Below are 20871 nucleotides of genomic sequence, written 5' to 3' on the forward strand. Positions count from 1 at the left end.
CGACGACCCCGCCCAGCGGGGTCCGCAGAATCCGGATGCCGCAGAAGCTGCGCAACCTCGAGTTCTGGCTGCTCGCCGTGGCCTGCGTCATCAACGCGTCCGCGATCGTGCTCGTGCAGCTCGGGGCGCTCGGCCGCGTCGACACCCAGCTCGTACTGCTCGGCGCCGGGCTCTCGCTGCTCGTGTTCGGCCTGCACTTCGCGATGCGGTTCGTCGCACGCGACGCCGACCCGTTCCTGCTGCCGATCGCGACCGTGCTCAACGGCCTCGGCATCGCGATGATCTACCGCATCGACATCGCGAACAACGAGGCGGGCTGGGAGAGCGCTGCGGTGCGCCAGATCGCGTGGAGCGCGATCGCGATCATCGCCGCGATCGTGGTGATCATGGTGATCCGCAACCACCGGGTGCTGTTCAAGTACATGTACGTCTCCGGGCTCGCGGCCATCGTGCTGCTGCTCCTTCCGCTCATCCCGGGTCTCGGCCGCGAGGTGTACGGCGCACGGGTGTGGATCGGCATCGGCGACATCGCCACCTTCCAGCCCGGTGAGATCGCGAAGATCGCCCTCGCGGTGTTCTTCGCCGGCTACCTCGTGCGCAACCGCGACTCCCTGTCGATGGTGGGCACGAAGTTCCTCGGCATGAAGTTCCCCCGGGCCCGCGACCTCGGCCCGCTGCTCGTCGTCTGGGCGCTCTCGATGGCGGTCATCGTGTTCCAGCGCGACCTCGGCACCGCCCTGCTCTACTTCGGGCTCTTCCTCGTCATGCTCTACGTCGCGACGAGCCGCATCTCGTGGGTCGTGCTCGGCCTCTCGCTCTTCTTCGCCGGCGCGATCATCGCGAGCCAGACGCTCGGCTACGTGGGCAACCGCTTCGCGAACTGGCTCGACCCGTTCGCCGACGACCGGTTCAGCGCCGAGATCGGCGGCAGCTACCAGCTCGTGCAGGGCCTGTTCGGGCTCGCGAACGGCGGACTCATCGGCACGGGCTGGGGCCAGGGCAGGCCCGACATCACCCCGGTCGCGCAGAGCGACTACATCATGGCCTCGCTCGGCGAGGAGCTCGGGCTGGCCGGCATCTTCGCGATCCTCTCGCTCTACCTGCTCTTCGTGGCCCGCGGCTTCCGCATCGGGTTCGCCGGGCAGGACGACTTCGGCAAGCTGCTCGGCGTCGGCCTCGCGTTCGTCGTCGCACTGCAGGTCTTCATCGTCGTGGGCGGCGTCACCCGCGTCATCCCGCTGACCGGCCTCACGACGCCGTTCCTCGCGGCCGGCGGCTCGTCGCTCGTCGCCAACTGGATGATCGTGGCCCTGCTGCTGCGCCTGTCCGATACGGTCCGCAACCATCCGAGGCTGGTGATCGACGGATGAACCGCGAACTCAAGCGGGTCTCGGTGCTCGCACTCGCCATGTTCCTGACGCTGCTGGTGTCGTCGACGATCATCCAGTTCGTCCAGGCCGACTCGCTCGCCGCCGACCCGCGCAACTCGCGCACACTGTACGAGAGCTATTCGGTCGAGCGAGGGCCCATCCTCGTGAAGGGCGACCCGATCGCCTTCTCGGAACCGTCGAACGACTTCTACCGGTTCCAGCGGGTCTACTCGAACGGGCCGCTGTACGCCCCGGTGACGGGGTACATCCCGGTCAACGGCGAGGCGACCGGCCTCGAGCGCTCGCTCAACGACTACCTCAGCGGCCAGTCGTCGAGCCAGTTCTTCGACCAGCTCAACCGCCTCATCTCCGGACAGGACCCGATGGGCGCCTCGGTCGAGGTCGCGATCGACGCGGTCGCGCAGCAGGCCGCGTGGGACGCGCTCGGCGACTACACGGGCGCCGTCATCGTCACCGAACCCTCGACCGGACGCATCCTCGCGATGGTCACGAAGCCGACCTACGACCCGAACGCCCTCGCGGTGCACGACGGCGAGCAGGTGCTCGAGACGTACAACGCGCTCGTCGAGGACCCCAGCGATCCGCTCTACAACCGCGCCACCGGCGGCGACATGAACCCGCCCGGCTCGGTGTTCAAGCTCGTCGTGACGGCGGCGGCGCTCGAGTCGGGCAAGTACACGCCCGAGTCGACCTTCCCGAACCCGGGCGAATACACCCTGCCCGGCTCGTCGTCGGTCGTGCGCAACTCGGGCGGCGGCACGTGCGGTCCGGGTGCCACGGTCACGCTCGCCGACGCGCTCCGGCTCTCGTGCAACATCCCGTTCGCGGAGCTCGGCGTGGAGCTCGGCGACAACGCGATCCGCGACCAGGCCGAGAAGTTCGGCTTCGACCACGAGTTCGCGATCCCGACGGAGACCGAGCCGAGCGTCTACCCGAAGGGTCTCGACGACGCGCAGACGGCGCTCAGCGCGTTCGGCCAGGGCAGCGTCCGCGCGACGCCCATGCAGATGGCGATGGTGTCGGCCGCGATCGCGAACGGCGGCATCGTGATGAACCCGAATCTCGTCGACCAGATCACGGCCCCCGACTTCCGCCCGCTGCAGGAGTTCCAGGCGACGGAGTTCGGCCGCGCGATCAGCGAGGAGACGGCGCGCACAATGGTGCAGATGATGGTCAACGGCGTCGAGAACGGGGCCGCGAGTAATGCAAGAATAGACGGCGTCAGCGTGGCCGGTAAGACCGGAACTGCGGAGAACGGCGAGGATGACCCGTATACCTTGTGGTTCACCGGATTCGCCCCCGCCGACGACCCTCAGTACGCGATCACGGTACTCGTGGAAGACGGCGGAGGAATGGGCCAGGAGGGGTACGGCAACCTGATTGCCGCACCTATTGCAAAGCAGGTACTAGAGGCGGTGCTGAACAAATGAGACCGAGCGCAGGGCTCACCTTCGGGGGGCGCTACGAACTGCAATCCCGCATCGCGATCGGCGGGATGGGCGAGGTGTGGCAGGCCACCGACCTCGTGATCGGCCGACAGGTCGCCATCAAGATCCTCAAGGACGAGTACCTCGGCGACCCCGGGTTCCTCGAGCGCTTCCGCGCCGAGGCCCGTCACGCCGCGCTCGTCAACCACGAGGGCATCGCGAACGTCTTCGACTACGGCGAGGAAGAGGGCAGCGCCTACCTCGTCATGGAGCTCGTGCCCGGCGAGGCGCTGTCGACGATCCTCGAGCGCGAGCACGTGCTCTCGACCGACAAGGTCCTCGACATCGTGGCGCAGACCGCGGCGGCGCTGCAGGCCGCGCACGCGGCGGGCCTCGTGCACCGCGACATCAAGCCCGGCAACCTGCTCATCACGCCCGACGGACGCGTGAAGATCACCGACTTCGGCATCGCGCGCATCGCCGACCAGGTGCCGCTCACCGCGACCGGCCAGGTCATGGGCACGGTGCAGTACCTCTCGCCCGAGCAGGCGTCGGGTCACCCGGCGTCGCCGACGACCGACATCTACTCGCTCGGCATCGTCGCGTACGAGGCGCTCGCGGGTCGCCGTCCGTTCACCGGTGAGTCGCAGGTCGCGATCGCGATGGCGCAGATCAACGAGACGCCGCCCGACCTCCCCGTCACGGTGTCCGAGCCGGTGCGCAATCTCGTCTACTCGTGCATCGCGAAGAACCCGGCCGACCGTCCGCAGTCGGCCGCGCACCTCGCGCGGGCGGCGACCGCCCTGCGTCGCGGCGACGTGCAGGGCGCGGCGGCGGCGGTGCCCGCCGTGCTCGGCGCGGCCGGCCTCACGGCGGCGACGATGCTCCTGCCGCAGGCCGGTGCGACCGCCGCGACGACGGTGCTGCCCACAGCTGCCCCCGACGGCGAGCCCGAGGGCGAAGAAGAGGGCGAGAAGAAGAAGCGCAGCCCGTGGACGTGGCCGCTCATCGTGCTCATCGCGCTGCTCGCGATCGTGCTGATCGGCACGATCATCGCGCTCGCTCTGAACTCGGGCCAGAAGGACCCGGTGAAGACCTCGTCGACGAAGACGCCGGCGACCACGCAGTCGCAGACGCCGACCGACACACCCCCGCCCACCAGCGAGGCCCCGACGACGGCGCAGATCAACGCGGCCGACTTCGTCGGCCTCTCGAAGGACGATGCGAGCGCCAAGCTCGTCGACCTCGGTATGGTCGCGAACGCGCAGCCGGGCAACGCTGCGATGAAGGCCGACCAGGTCGGCCTTGTTTACGACGTCAACCCGACCGGTCCCGTACCGATCGGGTCCTCGGTGACGATCACCTACTACACCGATGTCGAGCAGCCGGCGGCCCCTGCGGCTCCGACGCTGCCCGAAACGGTCGCGCCCGGCGAAGAGTTCGCGGTCTCGTGGGACGCTGCGCAATGCCCAGCGGGACGAACCGTGTCGGGATACTCCCTCACTGTCGATGGCCCGGTCACCGCACCGCAACTACAGTTCCGCCCTGACGTCACCGACACCACCATGACGGCGAACGCCGATGCAGCCGACAAGTCGACGATCAAGGTCACGTACGTGTACTTCTGCGATGACCTCAGTTCGCCGGCATCGCCGGCAGGTTCGACGCAGGTCGCGGTTCCCGACGTCCAGGGCCCCGACACGACCGAGCTCGGCACCGGCGGCTGACGCCGCGCCGAGGCATCCGCAACCAGTAGCCAGTAGAGACGAACGGCCGAGCCGCCTGAAGGGAGCCGCACACCGTGAACGATGAAGGACGCGTCCTCGCCGGGCGTTACCGCGTGGGCGCGCTCATCGGGCGCGGCGGCATGTCCGACGTGCACGTCGGCACCGATACCCGGCTCGGCCGCCAGGTCGCCGTCAAGCTGCTGAAGCCCCAGCTCGCGACCGACCCGGCGTTCCGCATGCGGTTCCGCCAGGAGGCGCAGTCGGCCGCTCGCATGGCGCACCCCACGATCGTGCGGGTGTTCGACGCCGGCGAAGAGACGGTGGTCGATGCCTCCGGCCACGAGGTGCAGCTGCCGTTCATCGTCATGGAGTTCGTCGAGGGGCGCCTGCTCAAGGACATCATCCACGACGGCCCGCTCGAGCCGGCCGCGGCCGTCAGGGTCATCGACGGCGTGCTCACGGCGCTCGAGTACTCGCACCGGGCAGGCGTCGTGCACCGCGACATCAAGCCGGGCAACATCATGATCACGACGACCGGCCAGGTCAAGGTCATGGACTTCGGCATCGCCCGGGCGGTCTCGGACTCGTCGACGACGGTCGCCCAGACGACGGCGATCCTCGGAACGGCGTCGTACTTCTCACCCGAGCAGGCGAAGGGCGAGACGGTCGATGCCCGCACCGACCTCTACTCGACCGGCGTCGTGCTCTTCGAGCTGCTCACCGGGCGGCCGCCGTTCCGCGGTGACACGCCCGTCGCGGTCGCCTACCAGCACGTGAGCGAGCGGCCGGTCAAGCCGAGCGTGATCAACCCGAAGGTCTCGCCGGCGCTCGACGCGGTCGTCATGCGAGCCCTTGCGAAGAACCGCGACCAGCGCTACCAGACGGCGGTGGAGTTCCGCGCGGACGTCGACACCGCGGCATCCGGTCGGGTGCCGGTGCATCGTGAGCCCGACCAGGCAACGATGCTGTTCGGCGCGCCGACCGCGTCGCTCTCGAGCTCGGAGCTCGCCCTGCGGCAGCTCACCGAGGACGAGACCATGTCGCGCACCCAGCGTCGCCCTCCGGCGATCTGGATCTGGTCGGGCATCATCGGCGTCATCGTCATCGTCATCGCGGTGATGTACTGGGCGTTCAATCTGCAGCCGACCGAGGAGATACCCTCGAGCGCGCGCAAGGTGCCTGCCGTCGCGGGCATGACCTACGAGCAGGCGGTCGAGGAGCTGCAGAAGCTCGGGCTGCCCGCGACCGAGGTCGACCAGACGGACGAGACCGTCCCGGCCGACCAGGTGATCGGCACCGAGCCCGCTGAGGGCGAGATCGTCAACGCGGGGCAGGCGATCACCGTCTACGTCTCGACGGGACGCGAAGCCGTGAAGGTGCCCGACACCGTCAACATGTCGCTCGACGAGGCGAAGAAGGCGCTCGAAGCGGCCGGGCTGAAGCCCGGCAAGGAGACGCGCGTCAACTCGGCGACCGTCGCGGCCGACGTCGTGCTCTCCACGATTCCCGAGGCCGGAAAGGCGGTCGAGCAGGGTTCGACCGTCGAGTTCACGCTGTCGAACGGCAAGGTCGAGATGGTCGACGTCATCGGCGTCTCCCTCGACGCCGCGGTCGGCCTGCTCACCGCCGACGACCGCCAACTGAACGTCACCCCGGTCCAGGACACGTCGTGCCCCACCGAGCCCGGCTCCCCCATCACGCATCAGTCGCTCGCGCCGGGCGAGGTGCCGCAGGGCTCGGAGGTCGAGCTGACCTACTGCGCGGGCTGAGCCTCGGCTGAGCGGTAGCAGCGAGCCTTCGGCGAACTCACCTGCCGGAGCGTGGTGGGTGCCGGCCCGGGCGCGCCTCGCCGTCAGGCGCTCGCGCGCACCAGCGGGCTCAGGTGCTCGGCGCGAGCTCGCGCCTCGGGCAGGCCCGCGACCGCGAGCCAGTTGCCGAGCATGCGGTACCCACCCTCGGTGAGCACCGACTCGGGGTGGAACTGCACACCGAAGATGGGCGCCTCGACGTGGCGGAGCCCCATGATCACGCCGCCCTGCGTGCGACTCGTGACGACGAGCGACGGCGGAAGCGTGCCGTCGACCACGGCGAGCGAGTGATAGCGCGTCGCCGTGAACGGCTGCGGCACGCCCTCGTAGAACGGGCTGCCGTCGTGCTCGATCCGCGAGGTCTTGCCGTGCATGAGCTCTTCGGCGTTGGTGACGACACCGCCGAACGCCTCGGCGATCGCCTGATGGCCGAGGCAGACGCCCAGCAGCGGCCGACCGCCCGCGAGCGCAGCTTCGACGACCGCGATCGACACGCCCGCGTCGGACGGCTTGCCCGGGCCGGGCGAGACGAGCACGCCGTCGTAGTCGGCGATGCGAGCGGGCACCTCGGCGGCGCCGAAGTCGTCGTTTCGCACGACCTCGGTCTCCGCGCCGAGCTCGCGCAGGTAGCCGTTGAGCGTGTAGACGAAGCTGTCGTAGTTGTCGATGACGAGGATGCGGGTCATTCTTCCACCGTGACGTTGATCGGGTTGAGGATCGAGTCGACCCAGGGGAACACCCACGTGAAGAGCGCGTAGACGACCGCTGCGGCGAGGACCAGCAGCAGGATGACGCGCAGCCACGCCGGTCCGGGAAGGATGCGCCAGAGCGCGCCGTACATGCTCAGTTCCCCCATTCGGCGACGACCGAGGCGATCTCGGCGGGCGGGTTGTCGGCGCCCGGCTGCCACGACTCGAGCACGCCGTACGCGATGATGCGCTCGGCCGTCGAGTAGAGCGGGTTGCAGCTCGTGAGCGTGATGATGCGGTCGGTCGGCTGAAGCTCGGGATGGTGCGGCACTGCGGCCAGCACCCCGGTGGTGGCCGGCGTGACGTACTCGAAGTCGCGGAACCGGTACGTGTACCAGCCGTCCTTCGTCTGGATGTAGATCGCGTCGCCGAGCTGCAGCTGCTCGATCTCGTGCATGCCGCCCCCGTACGCGCTGCGGTGCGACGCGATCGCGAAGTTGCCGACCTCGCCGGGCATCTGGGTGCCGGGGTAGTGGCCGATGCCGAGGTCGAAGCTGTTGAGCACGTCGAGCCCGTAGCCCTCCGCGATGTTGCGCACCGAGTCGTGCGTGCCCTCGCTGTCGAAGCGCGGCACGTACATGACCGCGAACGCCTCGCCGTTGCCGTACTCCGTGGTGTCGACGACGGGCTCGCCGGGGTCGGGCGTCGCCGGGGGCGGCGTTCCTCCGCGCTCGGCCTTCGACGCTTCGGCCCATTCGGCGCTCTGCTCACCGGCCGCCTGCGACTGCTGGGTGTTCATGATCGCGTCGTTCCACCACAGCTGCCAGCCGAGGAACAGCAGGATCAGCACGCCCGCCGTGAGCAGCAGCTCGCCGAGCACGCCGACCACGCTGACGCGGTGCCGATCGCGCGTCGCGCGTCGCGCGGCACGCCGGCCGTCGGGCTGCGACTCAGACATAACGGCGATTCTATTCCGCCAGGACGTGAGCTCGCTGCGAGCATGCATGCGCCTCGGCTAGAATCAGCCCATGGCACGTACGAAATCAACGAAGCCGGCGCGCGCCGAGGCCGCGGCGAACGGCGAGGAGGCACCGAACCCGGTGTGGTTCAAGCCCGTCATGTTCGGCTTCATGCTGCTCGGGCTCGCCTGGATCATCGTGTTCTACGTCAGCCAGGGCCGCTTCCCCATCGCCGATCTCGGCTCGTGGAACATCCTCATCGGCTTCGGCATCGCCTTCGTCGGCTTCCTCATGACCACCCGCTGGCGCTGACGCCGGCTCGCTGCGACCGGAAAGGGCGGATGCTTCGGCATCCGCCCTTTCCGCATGTCGGTGCGGCCCCGGGGCGCTGCGGCGCCAGTCAGGAGCGACTCCGCGTGGTGGGCCGTTTCCCACATGCCGTCCACCGCTCATCCTCAGCACTGTCCACAGGTTTCCCACGGTTATCCACAGATGTGGAGATCTCCGAAGTCCGCCCGTCCACTGAAGTGCGGACAATTACACACGTGTAACTCTCAACAGCTGTGGAGAGAATTGTGGATAACCGCGAGGGGGTTCAACGCGAGCGCGGCACGAAGACCGCGGCGTCGAGTCAGAAGACCGGGAAGAAGACGTAACGCAGGCTGAGCACGAGCAGCACGACGACGAGCGCGATCAGCAGCCACACCTGCAGCGTCTGCTGCGACCGCTTGCGCGTCTCCACGTAGATGAGGCCGACGAGGGCGCCGGTCACGAGTCCGCCGAGGTGGGCCTGCCAGGCGACGTTGAATCCGGGCACGAACCCGATCACGAGGTTGATGCCGAGCAGGATGAACAGCTGCGTCGTCTGCCCGCCGAGCCGGCGCTGGATGACCAGGAACGCGCCCATGAGCCCGAAGATGGCGCCGGAGGCGCCGACGACGCCGACGCGCGGGTCGGAGAGCCAGAGCACGCCGACCGAGCCGCCGAGCCCGGCGATCAGGTAGAGGGCGAGGAACCGCCAGCGGCCGAGCAACCCCTCGAGCAACTGGCCGAAGATCCACAACGTGTACATGTTCAGCAGCACGTGGAAGATGAGCCCGGTCGAGTGCACGAAGACCGAGGTCAGCATGCGCCAGGGCTCGAGGTTGCCGGGTATCGAGTACACGCCGGCGTAGAGCAGGCGTTCAGTGACGGCGAGCCCCGGAATGAGCTGCAGCACGTAGACGGCGAGCGTGATGCCGATGAGGGCATACGTCACGATGGGCGCTCCGCGGCCCGCCGCAGCACGAGCGCGCGTGAGCACGGCCGGCTTGGTGCGGGGCGCGCTCGCGCGCTGCTCGCGCATGCACTCGGGGCAGATGACGCCGACGGCGCCCTGCGTCATGCATTCGGGGCAGATGGTGCGACCGCAGCGCTGGCACAGCACGTAGCTCTGCCGATCGGGGTGCCGATAGCAGAAGTTCGACCGATCGGCCGCCCCGGAGCCGGCCGAAGGCACGGTGCTCACCGCTGGATCAGACCTGTTCGACGGTGATGTTCTCGATGACGACGTCGTCGAGGGGCTTGTCGCGGCCGTCGGTGGCGACCGAGGCGAGCTTGTCGACGACGGCCTGGCTGGCCGCGTCGGTCACCTTGCCGAAGATGGTGTGCTTGCCCTGCAGCCAGGTGGTCGGGCCGACGGTGATGAAGAACTGCGAGCCGTTGGTGCCGCCGCCCGTGATGCGGTCGCGGCCGGCGTTCGCCATGGCGAGCACGTAGGGCTCGGTGAAGTCGAGCTCGGGGTTGATCTCGTCGTCGAACTGGTAGCCGGGGCCGCCGACGCCCTGACCGAGCGGGTCGCCGCCCTGGATCATGAAGCCGGGGATGATGCGGTGGAAGATGACCCCGTCGTAGAGCGGGTCGGTCGTCTTCTGGCCGGTGGCCGGATGCGTCCACTCGATCTCACCCGTGGCGAGGCCGACGAAGTTCTTGACGGTCTTCGGGGCGTGGTCTCCGTAGAGGTCGACCTTGATGGGGCCGTGGTTGGTGTTGATCGTCGCGACGGCGGTGTGAATCGGCATCCTCATATTCTGTCATGCGCAGGTTCGTCAAGCGGCATGCCGTATTGCGACTCCCACCCCGTTTCCAGCCGGTTCGGTGGCAAGATGGAAACGTTCGCTGTACTGACGATGGAGGTCGAGATGAGCCTGTCACGCAAGCGCCGGAAGGAACTCAAGCGGCTGCGCAGCAGTGCGGAGGAACTCTGGGGGAACCAGCAGCACGTGCTCGAGCACGCCAATGCCGTCGCTCGCGAGGCCAGCCGACAGCTCGGGCACCTGACCCGCGAAGAGGTCGTTCCGCGGGTGCGCACCGGGTACGAGAGCTACGTCCGACCCGGAGTCCAGCAGGCGGGCCGCTACGCCAGGTCGGCCGGCGACTCGGTCGAGCGCGGGCTCGGCACCGCCCTGGGCTCGGTCCTGTCGATCGGCGACATCGCCAACGACGCTCGCGTGCGACGCGCCCTCGAGCGCGTCTCGCCGCGGGCGGCCGTCGTGGTCGAGCAGAAGAAGGGCCCTGGCGTCGGCACCTGGCTCGCGATCGGCGCCGGCGTGGTGGCCGCCGCGGGCGTCGCCTATGCCGTCTGGCAGACCTTCCGCGCCGACGACGAGCTCTGGGTCGCCGACGACGAGCCGAGCGGTCCCACGAGCCAGGGCTGAGCCCGGCACCGCACGACGAAACGGCCCCGCACGAGCGGGGCCGTTTCGCATGACGGGGGCGGGTCACCACGGTGACCGACCGCAAGAGATCAGGCGGATGCCTCGGCGCGTCGCGGCTCCGGCGCCCATTCGGGCTTCGGCACCGAGTCGATGAGCAGCTGCGTGTAGGGGTGCTGCGGTGCGGCGAGGAGTTCGACGGTGCTGCCGCGCTCGACGATCTCTCCGTAGCGCATGACGACGGTCTCCTCGCAGACTCGGCGTACGACGGCGAGGTCGTGGCTGATGAACAGCAGCGTGAGGCCGCGCTCCTCGCGGATGCGTGCGACGAGGTCGAGCACCTGCGCCTGCACCGACACGTCGAGCGCGCTCGTCGCCTCGTCCATGACGAGCACGTCGGGCTCGATCGCGAGCGCGCGCGCGATCGCCACGCGCTGGCGCTGGCCGCCCGAGAGCGTGCGCGGACGCGCCTGCGCGTGCTGCGCCCCGAGACCCACCTGCTCCAGCAGTTCGACCACCCGGGCACGGGCGCCGGTCGTCGACAGCTCGGTGTGCAGCCGCAGCGCGTCTTCGATGGCGCGGCCCGCCGTGATCCGCGGATCCAACGAGAGGTACGGGTCCTGGAACACCATCTGCACGCTGCGCGCGTGCGCGATGCGCTCCTGCCGCGACTTCGGCACGATCGTGCGGTCGCGACCGGCGACCCTGATCTCACCGGTGTCGGGCTCTTCGAGGCCGACGATCATGCGCGCGAGCGTCGACTTGCCCGAGCCCGACTCGCCGACGACCGCGAGCGCTCGCCCGCGGGCGAGTCGCAGGTCGGTCGACGCGACCGCGTGCACCGGCGGCTTGCCCCGCAGGTGGTACGTCTTCGAGACCCCCGCCACGGCGAGTATCGGCTCGTCGTCCGCTGGCGCCGCGGCCACGGTGATGGCGGATGCCTCGTCCGGGCGCTCGAGCGGCGTCGGAGCCGCGACCGGCTCGGGAACCGGACCTGCCGCGTCACCCCCGGGGGCGTCGACGGGCGAGGTCGCGGGCGCCGAGGCATCCCGGATCTCGATGACCGGCCCGGCGGACCCGGTGACCGTGGGGGTCGCGGCGACGAGCCGCTTCGTGTAGTCCGCCTGCGGTGCGCTGAACACCCGTCGCGCGTCACCCGTCTCCTCGACGCGACCCTTGTTCATGACGACGACGCGATCGCAGATCGACGCCGCGAGGTTCAGGTCGTGGGTGATGAAGAGCATGCCCATGCCCCGGCTCGCCCGCTGCTCGACGAGCACGCGGATGATCTCGGCCTGCGTGGTCACGTCGAGGGCGGTGGTCGGCTCGTCGCACACGAGCAGCTTCGGCGAGCTCGTGAGCGCACCGGCGATCATGACGCGCTGCAGCATGCCGCCCGAGAACTCGTGCGGGTACTGCTTGAGGTGGTCCTCGGGGCGAGGCAGTCGCACGGCGGTGAGCAGCTCGATCGCGCGCGCCCTCGCCTCCGACTCGGACTTGCCCTCGCACAGGCGAAGCGTCTCGGTCATGTGGTCGCCGATGGTGCGCATCGGGTTGATGCCGGCGCGGGGGTCCTGGAAGATCATCGCAGCCGCGTGGCGGCGCACGTCGAGCACGTCGCGCCTGCCGGCGGCCACGAGGTCGCGGCCGTCGACGAGCACGCGCCCGCCGAGGGCCGACCCGTCGGGGGTCAGGCCGAGCACGGTGCGCGCCGTGAGCGACTTGCCCGAGCCCGACTCGCCCACGAGGCCGACGGTCTCACCGGCTTCGACGCCGAGCGAGATCCCGTCGAGCAGCCTGGTGCCGTTCGGCAGGTCGAGCGTCAGGTCGGAGATGTCGAGCAGGCTCATGCGGGGATCTCGCCTCCGATGCGGTCGGAGAGCTCTTCTCCGATGATGTTGAACGCCACGACGACGAGCACGACGCAGACGGCCGGCTCGAGCGCGGGCAGGAAGTGGCCGCCGACGATGCCCGCCTGGGCCTCGTTGATCATGGCGCCCCAGTCGGGTGTCGGCGGTTGCACGCCGAGGCCGAGGAACGACAGGCCGGCGAGCTCGGCGAGCACGTACCCGAAGTTCAGGGTCGACTGCGCGCCCACGATCGGGGTCACGTTCGGCAGCACGCGGCGCAGCGCGATCCAGGGGCCGCTGAAGCCCTGCACGCGGTAGGCCGCGACGTAGGGTCGGGTGCGCTCGGCCTTGATGAGCGCACGTGTGAGCCGGGCGACGAACGGTGCATACGCGATGCTCATCGCGATGACCGGGGCGACGAGGCCCTTGCCGAAGAGCGCCACCGCCATGATCGCGAGCAGCAGCGACGGGAAGGCGAAGAGCACGTCGAAGATGCGGCCGAGCACCGCGTCGATCCAACCGCCGCGCCATCCGGCGATGAGGCCGAGCAGCATGCCGACGACGGTCGACCCGATGACGACGAGCAGCGGGCCGAGCAGCGCGGTGCGAGCGCCGAAGATGAGCCGGCTCAGGAGGTCACGGCCGAGGCCGTCGGTGCCGAGCCAGTGCTCGGGGCTCGGCGGCGCGTTGACCGCGGCGAAGTCGAGCTGGTCGGGCGGGTACGGCGCGATGAACGGCGCGAAGATCGCGGCGAGGGTCATCACCGAGATGACGCCGATGGCGATGCCGAAGGTCGCGTTCGCGGGCTTCAGCTTCGGGGCCCGCATCACCTCGACGGCGAGGGTGTTGTTCGAGACGGTCATCTGGCACTGGCTCCTGCCGCGGATCGCGGGTCGATGAGGGGTTCGGCGATGTCGATGATCGCGTTCACGACGACGAAGGTGGTCACGACGAGCATCACGATCGCCTGCACGACCGGGAAGTCGAGGCGGTCGACCGAGGCCACGAGCAGGGAACCGATGCCGGCGATGCCGAACGCCGCCTCGACGATCGTCGAGGCCACGATCAGGCCGGCGACGAGGATGCCGCTCACGGTGAGGATCGGTCCGAGCGAGTTGCGGAAGACGTGCCGGCGGATGACGGTTCCGCGCTTGAGCCCGCGGCTCGTGGCGACCTCGACGTGCTCGCGGCCGAGCTGCTCGACCATCGACGAACGGGTGACCTTGCCGACGAGCACGACGAAGACGATCGCGAGTGCGATCGAGGGCAGCACGAGGTGGTACACGGTGTCGGCGAACCCCTCGCCCGATCCGAACGTGGGGAACCATCCGAGCTGCACGGCGAACACCGCGATGAGCACGATCGAACCGACGAACGAGGGGATCGCGCTGAGCACGGTCAGGCCGATGAGCGTCGCCCGGTCGAGCACCCTGCCCTTGTTGAGCGACGCGACGATGCCGGCGCTGAGGCCCACGATCGCGATGAGGATGCCCGCCATGACGACGAGCATGAGCGTCACGGGCAGGCGCTCCCCGATCACGGTGGAGACGTCCTGGCGGTACTGCAGCGAACGCCCCCAGTCGCCCTGCAGGGCGCCGAACAGCCAGTTCAGGTACTGCTGCCACGGCGGCAGGTCGAGGCCGTACTGCGCCGTGACCTGGGCGATCGCCTCGGGGCTCGGCTTGCGGCCGCGAAGCAGGAAGCTCACCGGGTCGCCCGGCACGAGGAACCGCGAGAAGAACACGAGCAGCGACGCGAGGAAGAGCGTCAGCGCAAGGCTGCCGAGCTTGCCCGCGACGCGACGCACGGTGGCGGCGGCGTGGCCGCCGCGGTGGGGGCCGGCGGCCGCCGCGCGCTGCGCGGCGACCGCCTTGGTGGAACTATCGAGCGCCAATGGTCGCCGCCCACGGGTAGTACAGGAACGCGATCGACGGCGAGGCGCCGGTGATGCGGTCGCTCATGAACATCGTCATCGGTCCGGTGTAGAGCGGCAGCCACGGCAGCTGCTCGTTCGCGATGTGCTGCAGCTCGCTCGTGAGCTTCGCACGCTCCTCCGAGTCGAACGTGCCGACCGCCTGCGTGGCGATCTCGTCGTACTCGGGGTCGGACCAGTTGCCGTAGTTGCTGAACTCACCGGTGCGCAGCACGCCGTACATCTCCAGCGGGTCGGGGCTCGAGAGGTACCAGACCGTGTAGAACATGTCGATGCCCTCGCGAGCGCTCGGGTCGCTGAAGAGCGCGGTGTAGGCGTTCGGCGTGACCGTCTCGATCTCGGCCTCGAGGCCGATCGACTGCGCGGCCGCGACCGTCGCCTGCGAGATCACATTGAAGTCGTTGCCGATCGGCGCAGTCGCGAAGGTGATCTTCTCACCGGTCGCCCCCGCCTCCTCGACGAGCTTCTTGGCGGCCTCGAGGTCGTTCGGGTACTCCTCGAGCCCACTGAACGCCTCGTCGCGAGTCGCGTCCGTCGCACCGGTCCAGACCGATTCGGTGGTCAGCGCATTCGTCACCTCGCCATAGCCCTTCGCCGCGGCATCCAGGATGCCCTCGCGGTCGAGCGCCATGAGCAGGGCCTGGCGCACGCGCTGGTCGCCGAGCGGTCCCTCGAGGTTCGAGACGATGAGGCTCGACACCGCCGAGGTGAGGCCGAAGTACACATCGCCGTTGTCGGAGTCGCGCAGCTGGTCGATCGCGTCGACCGGCAGCATGTAGCCGCCGTCGACGTCGCCCGACTTGAGCGCGTTCGTGCGCGCGGTCGAGTCGTTCATGAAGACGATCTCGACCTCGCCGGCCTTCGCCTTCAGCGAGTCGTCCCAGTAGTCGTCGTAGCGGCTGAGCGTGATCGACTCGCCCGACTTCCACTCGCTGATCTCGAAGGGACCCGTGCAGTTCACCAGGCCGGTCGAGTTGCCGTAGTCGGCGCCCTTCTCGCCGAGCGTCTTCGCCGATTCGATGACGCCGGCCGAGCCGCCGAGGCCCTGGTTGAACTGCGAGTCGGGAATCGTCGTCGTGACGGTGACCTCCATGTCGCCCGTCTGCTCGATCGATGCGACGTTCTGGTACACCGAGTACCACGACGAGCCGACCGCCGGGTCGATGATGCGGTTCATCGACGCGACGACGTCGGCCGCCGTCAGCGGGCTGCCGTCGTGGAAGGTGACGCCCTCGCGGATCTTGTAGACCCACGTGAGGTCGCTCGTCTGCTCGTACGACTCGGCGAGGCCCGGCGAGAGCGTGTAGTCGGGGTTGAGCCGCAGCAGCGACTCGCAGACGTTCGACAGCACCTGGTTGTCGGCGTAGTCGAACGCGTAGGCGTAGTCGAGCGAGTACGGCTCGGCGTAGCTGGCCCAGCTGAACGAGTCGATGTCGCCCGACGGCGCCGGCGTCGTGTCGGTGATCTCCCAGTCGGCGCCGGTGGGCTCCTCGTCGGATGAGTCGGCGGTGCAGCCGGTCAGCGCCAGGAGCGCTGCCGCGGCGCCGGCGACGAGCGCGACGCTGCGCCGGCCGGCGGGGGTTCGGAAGTTGGACATCGGAGGGGCCTCCTCGGGGTCAGGCGGTGAGGGACGGTTCGGTGGAAGGGGTGGTGCCGGGCAGGGCATCGGCCTGTCGGGAGTAGACCGGTTCGCCCTCGATCCACGTCGAGGCCACCGTGGTGCGGTGGAGGTCCTCGGCGGGAACGGTGAAGGGATCGGGTTCGAGCACGACGAGGTTCGCGAGGTAGCCCTCGCGGATGTGCCCGGTGTCGTGGTCGCGGTGGTTCACGTACGCGGTCCCCGACGTGTACGCGGCCAGCGCGGTCGCGAGGTCGAGCCGTTGGTGCGCACCGCCGAGCGGTTCGGCGTCGATGCCGGGGGCGACGCGCGTGACGGCGATGTGGATCTCGGCCATCGGGTCGGCCGTCGACACGGGCCAGTCGCTGCCGCCCGCGAGTCGTGCCCCGCGCGCGACGAGCTCGCCGAACGGGTACTGGCGCGCCTCCTGGCCTTCCTGCAGGAAGGGCAGGGTGAGCTCGTCGATCTGGTCCTCGTGGGTCGCCCAGAGCGCCTGGATGTTCGCGATCGCGTCGAGCTCGGCGAACCGGGCGGTCTCTGCCTCGGCCACGATCTGCAGGTGCGCGAGGTGGTGCCGGCCGTCGCTCGGCCCGTTCGCTTGGCGTGCCGCCGCCACCGCGTCGAGCGCCTCGCGCACCGCACGGTCGCCGAGGGCGTGGAAGTGCACCTGCTGCCCGGCGGCGTCGAGCGCGGTGACGGCCTCGGCGAGCAGCTCCGGGTCGACGAACGAGAGCCCGTGGTTGTGCGTGTCGTGGCCGTGGCCGTCGCGGTAGGGCGTGAGCATCGCGGCGGTCTGGTTCTCGGCCACGCCGTCGACCATGATCTTCGTGGTGGCGAGCGAGAACCGCTCCTCGTGGCCGCGGGCGCGGATCTCCTCACGAAGGCGGATCATCTCGTCGACCTGCTCGATGCCGCGCGAGCGCTCCCACCACTGGGCGCCGACGACGTGCACCTTGAGCGTGCCTTCGTCGATCGCCCGCAGGTAGGCGTCGAGCGCGTCGGGCACGCCGCTCATCGTTCCGATGAGGGCGTCCTGCCAGCCGGTGATGCCGAGCGCGATGAGCTCGTCCTGCGCACGCAGGAGCCCCCGGTAGACGAGCTCGGGGTCGGTGCCCGGCCGGACGTCGGAGAACAGGTCGGCGGCACCTTCGTGGAAGGTGCCGGCAGGGTGCCCGTCGTTCTCGCGCTCGACCCGCCCGTCGACGGGGTCGGCGGTCTCGGCGTCGATGCCGGCGAGTCGCATGGCGAGGGTGTTCGCCCATGCGCTGTGGTGGTCGCGGCTGACGAGCAGCACGGGCCGGTCGGGCACGATCGCGTCGAGCAGCCCCCGCACGGGCGCGCCGCCCGGGAAGTGGTCCATCGACCAGCCGCCGCCGAGGATCCACGGCTCATCGGGGTTGGCCGCGGCGTAGGCGGCGATCGTCGCGACGGCCTCGCCGGCGCTCTCGGCCTCGGTCAGGTTGCACTGCAGCAGCTCGACGCCGCCGCCGACCGGGTGGATGTGCGCGTCCTGGAAGCCCGGGCTGAGCAGGGCACCGCCCAGCTCGACGACGCGCGTGCCCTCGCCGACGAGGGCGGATGCCTCGTTCTCGGGCACGATCGCGGCGATGCGGCCGCCCGTCACGGCGACGGCGTGCCCGTGCAGGGGCTCCCCCGTTCCGGTGAACACGGCTCCGCCGGTGAACAGCACGTCGGCAACAGGCAACTCGGCCCCTCGTTCCTCATCGAATGCGTCGGACGTGGTGACATTAGCCCGGGCTCCTTCGTGCTGTCAACAGTGTTGACAGCACGATTGATCCGATTGTTATGCTGGGCGGGCTGCCACGCTCGCGAGGTCTTCGCGACACAGGGGTCGCGGGCGTGGCAGCATGAATGGCACAGCAGCCGAAGGGAGCCCAGATGCCGACGAGCACCACGCGACGGCGCGACGCCTCCGGCTCGAGCGGCAAGACCAGGCTCGATCGCGATTCGATCATCGCGGCCGGTCTCGAACTCGCCGCCGCCTCGACGACCTCGCTCTCGGTGCGCGAGCTCGGAGCGCACCTCGGTGCCGACCCGACCGCCATCTACCGCCACTTCCGCAACAAAGACCAACTCATGCAGGCGCTGCTCGACGAACTCACCCGGCGCAGTCTCCTCGCGGTGACCGCCGACGCCGACGACTGGCGCGGCAGGCTCCGGCAGTTGGCGGCGAGCACGCTCGAGCAGATCGCCGGCCATCCTCCGGTCGGCGTCGAGGCGACCGTGCTCACGACGCACGGCACCGGCGAGCTCGACGCGATCGAGTTCATGCTCGACTGCTTCAGTCGTGCGGGGCTCACCGGCGACGACCTCGTTCGCCACTACGCGCTGCTCGCGTCGCACATGCTCTCGAGCGCCGCCGGCATCGCGCGGGCCCGCGGCGAGCAGCGCGAGCACGGCATCGCCGACGACGCGCCGAGTCCCTGGTTCGAAGGGCCGCTGCTCGCCGACCCGCGACGCTACCCGCTCATCACCTCGATCAACACGCGACTGCTCGACCTGGAAGACCGCGAGCTGTTCATGCTCGGTGTCGAGGCCGTGATCCAGTCGGCCGAGCGCACCGCCGCCGACCTCGCCTGACGCGACCCGGGCTCAGGGCCTGCACTGATTTCCGAGAAATCTGAGAAAACGCCTTGCGGTCGGCGTGAGTTCCCCGCTAGTGTCTGATCTCGGTGCGAATCGCACCGGAGACGAAGAGAGGAGTTGATCCCGATGATGAAGTACATCTTCACGCCAGCATTCACGGCCGGCCGCTCGGTGATCCTCCTCACCGCTCCGGCCTGCTAGTTCTCCGCCCCGGCGTCACGCGCTGAAGCGCGTTCGCCAGCCACCTTCGAGGTGCGAGCCGCGGCTTGTCCGCAGCATCCGTCATGCCCGACGCATCGGGCGACCGACGCTCGGATGCCTCGCCGCCACCTCGTCGGTCCGCGGCCTTCGCCGCCTCCCGGTGACCGGAACAGCGTTTCCGCCGTCGCCGCATCACCCCTCGACGACGTCGCCGCGACCGCGGCGACGCTCTCCGCACCGACCGGTGCACCCTCCCAACACCCTGAATGAAGGACACACCGTGAACACCAGTTCTCTCGCACTCGGCCAGTCGCAGCGACAGGCCACCGAGATGCGCGCCCAGGCGCGCCGACTCAACGAGCGCATCGCCCTGCGGGCCGGCCTCGCGCTCATCGCGTGGAGCCGCCGTCAGAGCGAGCGCCTCTCGCACGACGCCGTGATGCTGCGACAGCAGAACACGCGCCTCGCGCACCGGGTCCGTGGCGGCGACCTCCAGCGGGTCGCCCTCATCGCCCCCCACCTGTGATCGGCCGATACCCATGGCCAGCACGATGATCACCCCAGCGGACGGCGCCGTCGCCCTCGCGGCGGCGCCGTCCCCCCATTCGCCCGGCCGGGAGGTCTCAGCCGAGCGGTCCGGCACCACCGCGCCGGCGCGTCACCGGCGGTTCGGCCTCGGCCGGAACGTCGATGTCGTGCCGGCGCGGCCGACGGCCTGACCCCAGAGCCCTCCCGGACTGCGGATGCCGGATCACGATGTCGGCGGCACCCCGTCGGCGGGTTCGGCGTCGTTCAGGCGCAGCGCGATGTCGACGAGGCTCACGCGCTTGAGCCGTCGAATCTCGTCGAGTCGCACCCAGCGTGCCTCGTCGCTCGATCCGCCGACCTCGTTGCGCAACTCACCGCCGACGACGCGCCCCCGGTAGACGACGCGCATCGCGTAGAGCGGTACTGCGCCCGTGTGCCGCTTCGCCGCAGGAACGACCATCGTGTCGATGCCGAGCAGGCGATCGATGGATGCCTCGTAGCCGGTCTCCTCCGCCACCTCGCGCCGTGCGGCCACGACCGGGTGCTCGTCGCCCTCGATGCCGCCGCCGGGGAGGGCCCAGCCCGAGCGACCGTGCTCGTTCCAGTGCGAGAGCAGGATCTCGCCGTCGCGGATGATCACGGCGTACGCGGCGATGCGGATGTCCATTCGGTCACCCTACCCGGGCGGTCGGCGACGCGCTCGACCGGTGTCGCCGAGCCCGGCCTCAGCTCTGGATCATCGAGTCGTTCTGCACGGAGTCGAACGACGAGCGGCTGACGGTCGGATCGCCGCCCAGTCCCTGCGCCTTCGCGACCTCGGGAGTGACGCTCGCCTGCGAGACGTTGCCCCGGTCGTCGATGTACTCCTGCTCGAGTCCGCGCTTCGCCCGCTCACGCTGGGCGAGCCCGCGGCCACGGGCGATGACGTACACGAGTGCCGTGAGGAAGGGCACGAAGACGAGGAAGATCAGCCAGACCGCCTTCGCCCAGCCGGCGAGCTTCGGGTCACGGAAGAGGTCGAGGATGATGGTCAGCAGCACCGCGAGGTACGCCACGAAGACGAAGACGCCGAAGAGCCCGCTGAAGATGTCCCAGAAGTTGCTCCACATGTTCATCGCGGTCGCCTTTCGCTGTGATCGAGACGAGCCGGGATCGCCGATCTCGTTTGGCTCAAGGCTACCGGAGTCGGCGTCTTGACGGCGGGTGGAAATCACGCCGATTCGGCGGAGCGAGGGTGGAGCCTAGGAGAATCGAACTCCTGACATCCTGCTTGCAAAGCAGGCGCTCTACCAACTGAGCTAAGGCCCCCGGGCAGGTGCCGTACGGCACCTGCGATGTGGAGTTGTGGAGTGGGGATACGAGGACTTGAACCTCGGACCTCTTCGTTATCAGCGAAGCGCTCTAACCGCCTGAGCTATATCCCCGAATTTCGGCCGAAGG

General features: G+C 69.5%; 20 protein-coding genes and 2 tRNA genes. 8 read left to right on the forward strand and 14 right to left on the reverse strand.

Translation table 11 applies throughout. From position 1 onward, the window contains the following. Positions 1–35: 35 nt before the first annotated feature. The 4 genes from LR269_RS02980 to pknB all read left to right on the forward strand — a co-directional run bounded on the left by LR269_RS02980 (position 36) and on the right by pknB (position 6314). Positions 36–1370: an FtsW/RodA/SpoVE family cell cycle protein gene (locus LR269_RS02980; protein ID WP_231432217.1), complete on the forward strand. Its 1335-nt coding sequence runs from the start codon at positions 36–38 to the stop codon at positions 1368–1370. Beyond that, complete coding sequence (locus tag LR269_RS02985) at positions 1367–2821, forward strand: penicillin-binding protein 2 (RefSeq protein ID WP_231429219.1); 1455 nt, start codon at positions 1367–1369, stop codon at positions 2819–2821. The genes LR269_RS02980 and LR269_RS02985 overlap by 4 nt, the downstream gene beginning before the upstream one ends. Beyond that, positions 2818–4545 (forward strand): protein kinase, encoded by a 1728-nt coding sequence (locus LR269_RS02990; RefSeq protein WP_231429220.1) that lies wholly within the window; start codon positions 2818–2820, stop codon positions 4543–4545. Before LR269_RS02985 ends, LR269_RS02990 begins: the two co-directional genes overlap by 4 nt. A gap of 74 nt (positions 4546–4619) precedes the next feature. Next, positions 4620–6314: a Stk1 family PASTA domain-containing Ser/Thr kinase gene (gene pknB, locus LR269_RS02995; protein ID WP_231429221.1), complete on the forward strand. Its 1695-nt coding sequence runs from the start codon at positions 4620–4622 to the stop codon at positions 6312–6314. Between the two features lie 83 nt (positions 6315–6397). Here pknB and LR269_RS03000 read toward each other — a convergent pair whose 3' ends face one another. From LR269_RS03000 to LR269_RS03010, 3 genes are read right to left on the reverse strand one after another with little or no spacing between them, the layout of a single operon-like run. After that, positions 6398–7039 (reverse strand): aminodeoxychorismate/anthranilate synthase component II, encoded by a 642-nt coding sequence (locus LR269_RS03000; protein WP_231429222.1) that lies wholly within the window; start codon positions 7037–7039, stop codon positions 6398–6400. Beyond that, a complete protein-coding gene (locus LR269_RS03005) occupies positions 7036–7194 on the reverse strand; it encodes a hypothetical protein (RefSeq protein WP_231429223.1) in 159 nt (52 codons plus the stop codon). Before LR269_RS03005 ends, LR269_RS03000 begins: the two co-directional genes overlap by 4 nt. A 2-nt stretch (positions 7195–7196) precedes the next feature. Further along, positions 7197–8000 carry a class E sortase gene (locus tag LR269_RS03010; protein ID WP_231429224.1) on the reverse strand — a complete coding sequence of 268 codons (804 nt, stop codon included), beginning with the start codon at positions 7998–8000 and terminating at the stop codon, positions 7197–7199. A 70-nt stretch (positions 8001–8070) separates the two neighbouring features. On the opposite strand from LR269_RS03010, the gene LR269_RS03015 reads away from it, so the two are divergent. Beyond that, entirely contained in the window at positions 8071–8313 is a 243-nt protein-coding gene (locus LR269_RS03015) for a cell division protein CrgA (RefSeq protein WP_231429225.1), read from the forward strand. A 319-nt stretch (positions 8314–8632) separates the two neighbouring features. On the opposite strand, the gene LR269_RS03020 is transcribed toward LR269_RS03015, so the two are convergent. Continuing rightward, positions 8633–9508, reverse strand: a complete 876-nt coding sequence (locus tag LR269_RS03020) for a rhomboid family intramembrane serine protease (protein WP_231429226.1) — start codon at positions 9506–9508, stop codon at positions 8633–8635. A gap of 7 nt (positions 9509–9515) precedes the next feature. Then, the gene (locus tag LR269_RS03025; RefSeq protein ID WP_231429227.1) at positions 9516–10061 is read right to left on the reverse strand and encodes a peptidylprolyl isomerase; all 546 of its coding nucleotides are present in this window, start codon (positions 10059–10061) and stop codon (positions 9516–9518) included. A gap of 120 nt (positions 10062–10181) precedes the next feature. On the opposite strand from LR269_RS03025, the gene LR269_RS03030 reads away from it, so the two are divergent. Then, on the forward strand, positions 10182–10697 hold the full coding sequence (locus tag LR269_RS03030; protein ID WP_231429228.1) for a hypothetical protein: 516 nt from the start codon (positions 10182–10184) through the stop codon (positions 10695–10697). Between the two features lie 89 nt (positions 10698–10786). On the opposite strand, the gene LR269_RS03035 is transcribed toward LR269_RS03030, so the two are convergent. The 5 genes from LR269_RS03035 to LR269_RS03055 are packed head-to-tail and all read right to left on the reverse strand — an operon-like array spanning position 10787 to position 17800. Next, on the reverse strand, positions 10787–12544 hold the full coding sequence (locus LR269_RS03035; RefSeq protein WP_231429229.1) for an ABC transporter ATP-binding protein: 1758 nt from the start codon (positions 12542–12544) through the stop codon (positions 10787–10789). After that, on the reverse strand, positions 12541–13407 hold the full coding sequence (locus LR269_RS03040; protein WP_231429230.1) for an ABC transporter permease: 867 nt from the start codon (positions 13405–13407) through the stop codon (positions 12541–12543). The genes LR269_RS03035 and LR269_RS03040 overlap by 4 nt, the downstream gene beginning before the upstream one ends. Then, positions 13404–14438, reverse strand: coding sequence for an ABC transporter permease (locus tag LR269_RS03045; RefSeq protein ID WP_255679813.1), 1035 nt, complete (start codon positions 14436–14438; stop codon positions 13404–13406). The genes LR269_RS03040 and LR269_RS03045 overlap by 4 nt, the downstream gene beginning before the upstream one ends. After that, a complete protein-coding gene (locus tag LR269_RS03050) occupies positions 14425–16074 on the reverse strand; it encodes an ABC transporter substrate-binding protein (RefSeq protein WP_231429231.1) in 1650 nt (549 codons plus the stop codon). Before LR269_RS03050 ends, LR269_RS03045 begins: the two co-directional genes overlap by 14 nt. A 19-nt stretch (positions 16075–16093) precedes the next feature. Then, on the reverse strand, positions 16094–17800 hold the full coding sequence (locus tag LR269_RS03055) for an amidohydrolase (protein ID WP_231429232.1): 1707 nt from the start codon (positions 17798–17800) through the stop codon (positions 16094–16096). Positions 17801–17994: 194 nt separating this feature from the next. On the opposite strand from LR269_RS03055, the gene LR269_RS03060 reads away from it, so the two are divergent. Both LR269_RS03060 and LR269_RS03065 read left to right on the forward strand, forming a co-directional pair. After that, positions 17995–18696, forward strand: coding sequence for a TetR/AcrR family transcriptional regulator (locus LR269_RS03060; protein WP_231429233.1), 702 nt, complete (start codon positions 17995–17997; stop codon positions 18694–18696). A 487-nt stretch (positions 18697–19183) separates the two neighbouring features. Continuing rightward, entirely contained in the window at positions 19184–19429 is a 246-nt protein-coding gene (locus tag LR269_RS03065) for a hypothetical protein (protein WP_231429234.1), read from the forward strand. Between the two features lie 225 nt (positions 19430–19654). Here the strand turns inward: LR269_RS03065 and LR269_RS03070 are convergent, their stop codons facing one another. From LR269_RS03070 to LR269_RS03085, 4 genes are all read right to left on the reverse strand, one after another. Continuing rightward, positions 19655–20098: an NUDIX hydrolase gene (locus LR269_RS03070; protein WP_231429235.1), complete on the reverse strand. Its 444-nt coding sequence runs from the start codon at positions 20096–20098 to the stop codon at positions 19655–19657. A 58-nt stretch (positions 20099–20156) separates the two neighbouring features. Further along, a complete protein-coding gene (locus tag LR269_RS03075; protein ID WP_231429236.1) occupies positions 20157–20546 on the reverse strand; it encodes a hypothetical protein in 390 nt (129 codons plus the stop codon). A 120-nt stretch (positions 20547–20666) separates the two neighbouring features. Beyond that, a tRNA-Ala gene (locus LR269_RS03080) sits at positions 20667–20739 on the reverse strand. Positions 20740–20781: 42 nt separating this feature from the next. Further along, positions 20782–20855: transfer RNA gene (locus LR269_RS03085), tRNA-Ile, on the reverse strand. Between the last annotated feature and the right edge of the window lie 16 nt (positions 20856–20871).

It is taken from the genome of Agromyces sp. S2-1-8, from assembly GCF_021129215.1.
In the GTDB taxonomy this organism is placed as follows: Bacteria; Actinomycetota; Actinomycetes; order Actinomycetales; family Microbacteriaceae; genus Agromyces; species Agromyces chromiiresistens.

What these genes read in the sequence shown, in the direction of transcription:
- LR269_RS02980 (WP_231432217.1), top strand. Translation starts at nt 36, where the DNA reads ATGCCGCAGAAGCTGCGCAACCTCGAGTTCTGGCTGCTCGCCGTGGCC.
- LR269_RS02985 (WP_231429219.1), top strand. Translation starts at nt 1,367, where the DNA reads ATGAACCGCGAACTCAAGCGGGTCTCGGTGCTCGCACTCGCCATGTTC.
- LR269_RS02990 (WP_231429220.1), top strand. Translation starts at nt 2,818, where the DNA reads ATGAGACCGAGCGCAGGGCTCACCTTCGGGGGGCGCTACGAACTGCAA.
- LR269_RS03000 (WP_231429222.1), bottom strand. Translation starts at nt 7,039, where the DNA reads ATGACCCGCATCCTCGTCATCGACAACTACGACAGCTTCGTCTACACG.
- LR269_RS03005 (WP_231429223.1), bottom strand. Translation starts at nt 7,194, where the DNA reads ATGTACGGCGCGCTCTGGCGCATCCTTCCCGGACCGGCGTGGCTGCGC.
- LR269_RS03010 (WP_231429224.1), bottom strand. Translation starts at nt 8,000, where the DNA reads ATGTCTGAGTCGCAGCCCGACGGCCGGCGTGCCGCGCGACGCGCGACG.
- LR269_RS03015 (WP_231429225.1), top strand. Translation starts at nt 8,071, where the DNA reads ATGGCACGTACGAAATCAACGAAGCCGGCGCGCGCCGAGGCCGCGGCG.
- LR269_RS03025 (WP_231429227.1), bottom strand. Translation starts at nt 10,061, where the DNA reads ATGCCGATTCACACCGCCGTCGCGACGATCAACACCAACCACGGCCCC.
- LR269_RS03030 (WP_231429228.1), top strand. Translation starts at nt 10,182, where the DNA reads ATGAGCCTGTCACGCAAGCGCCGGAAGGAACTCAAGCGGCTGCGCAGC.
- LR269_RS03035 (WP_231429229.1), bottom strand. Translation starts at nt 12,544, where the DNA reads ATGAGCCTGCTCGACATCTCCGACCTGACGCTCGACCTGCCGAACGGC.
- LR269_RS03040 (WP_231429230.1), bottom strand. Translation starts at nt 13,407, where the DNA reads ATGACCGTCTCGAACAACACCCTCGCCGTCGAGGTGATGCGGGCCCCG.
- LR269_RS03050 (WP_231429231.1), bottom strand. Translation starts at nt 16,074, where the DNA reads ATGTCCAACTTCCGAACCCCCGCCGGCCGGCGCAGCGTCGCGCTCGTC.
- LR269_RS03060 (WP_231429233.1), top strand. Translation starts at nt 17,995, where the DNA reads ATGCCGACGAGCACCACGCGACGGCGCGACGCCTCCGGCTCGAGCGGC.
- LR269_RS03070 (WP_231429235.1), bottom strand. Translation starts at nt 20,098, where the DNA reads ATGGACATCCGCATCGCCGCGTACGCCGTGATCATCCGCGACGGCGAG.
- LR269_RS03075 (WP_231429236.1), bottom strand. Translation starts at nt 20,546, where the DNA reads ATGAACATGTGGAGCAACTTCTGGGACATCTTCAGCGGGCTCTTCGGC.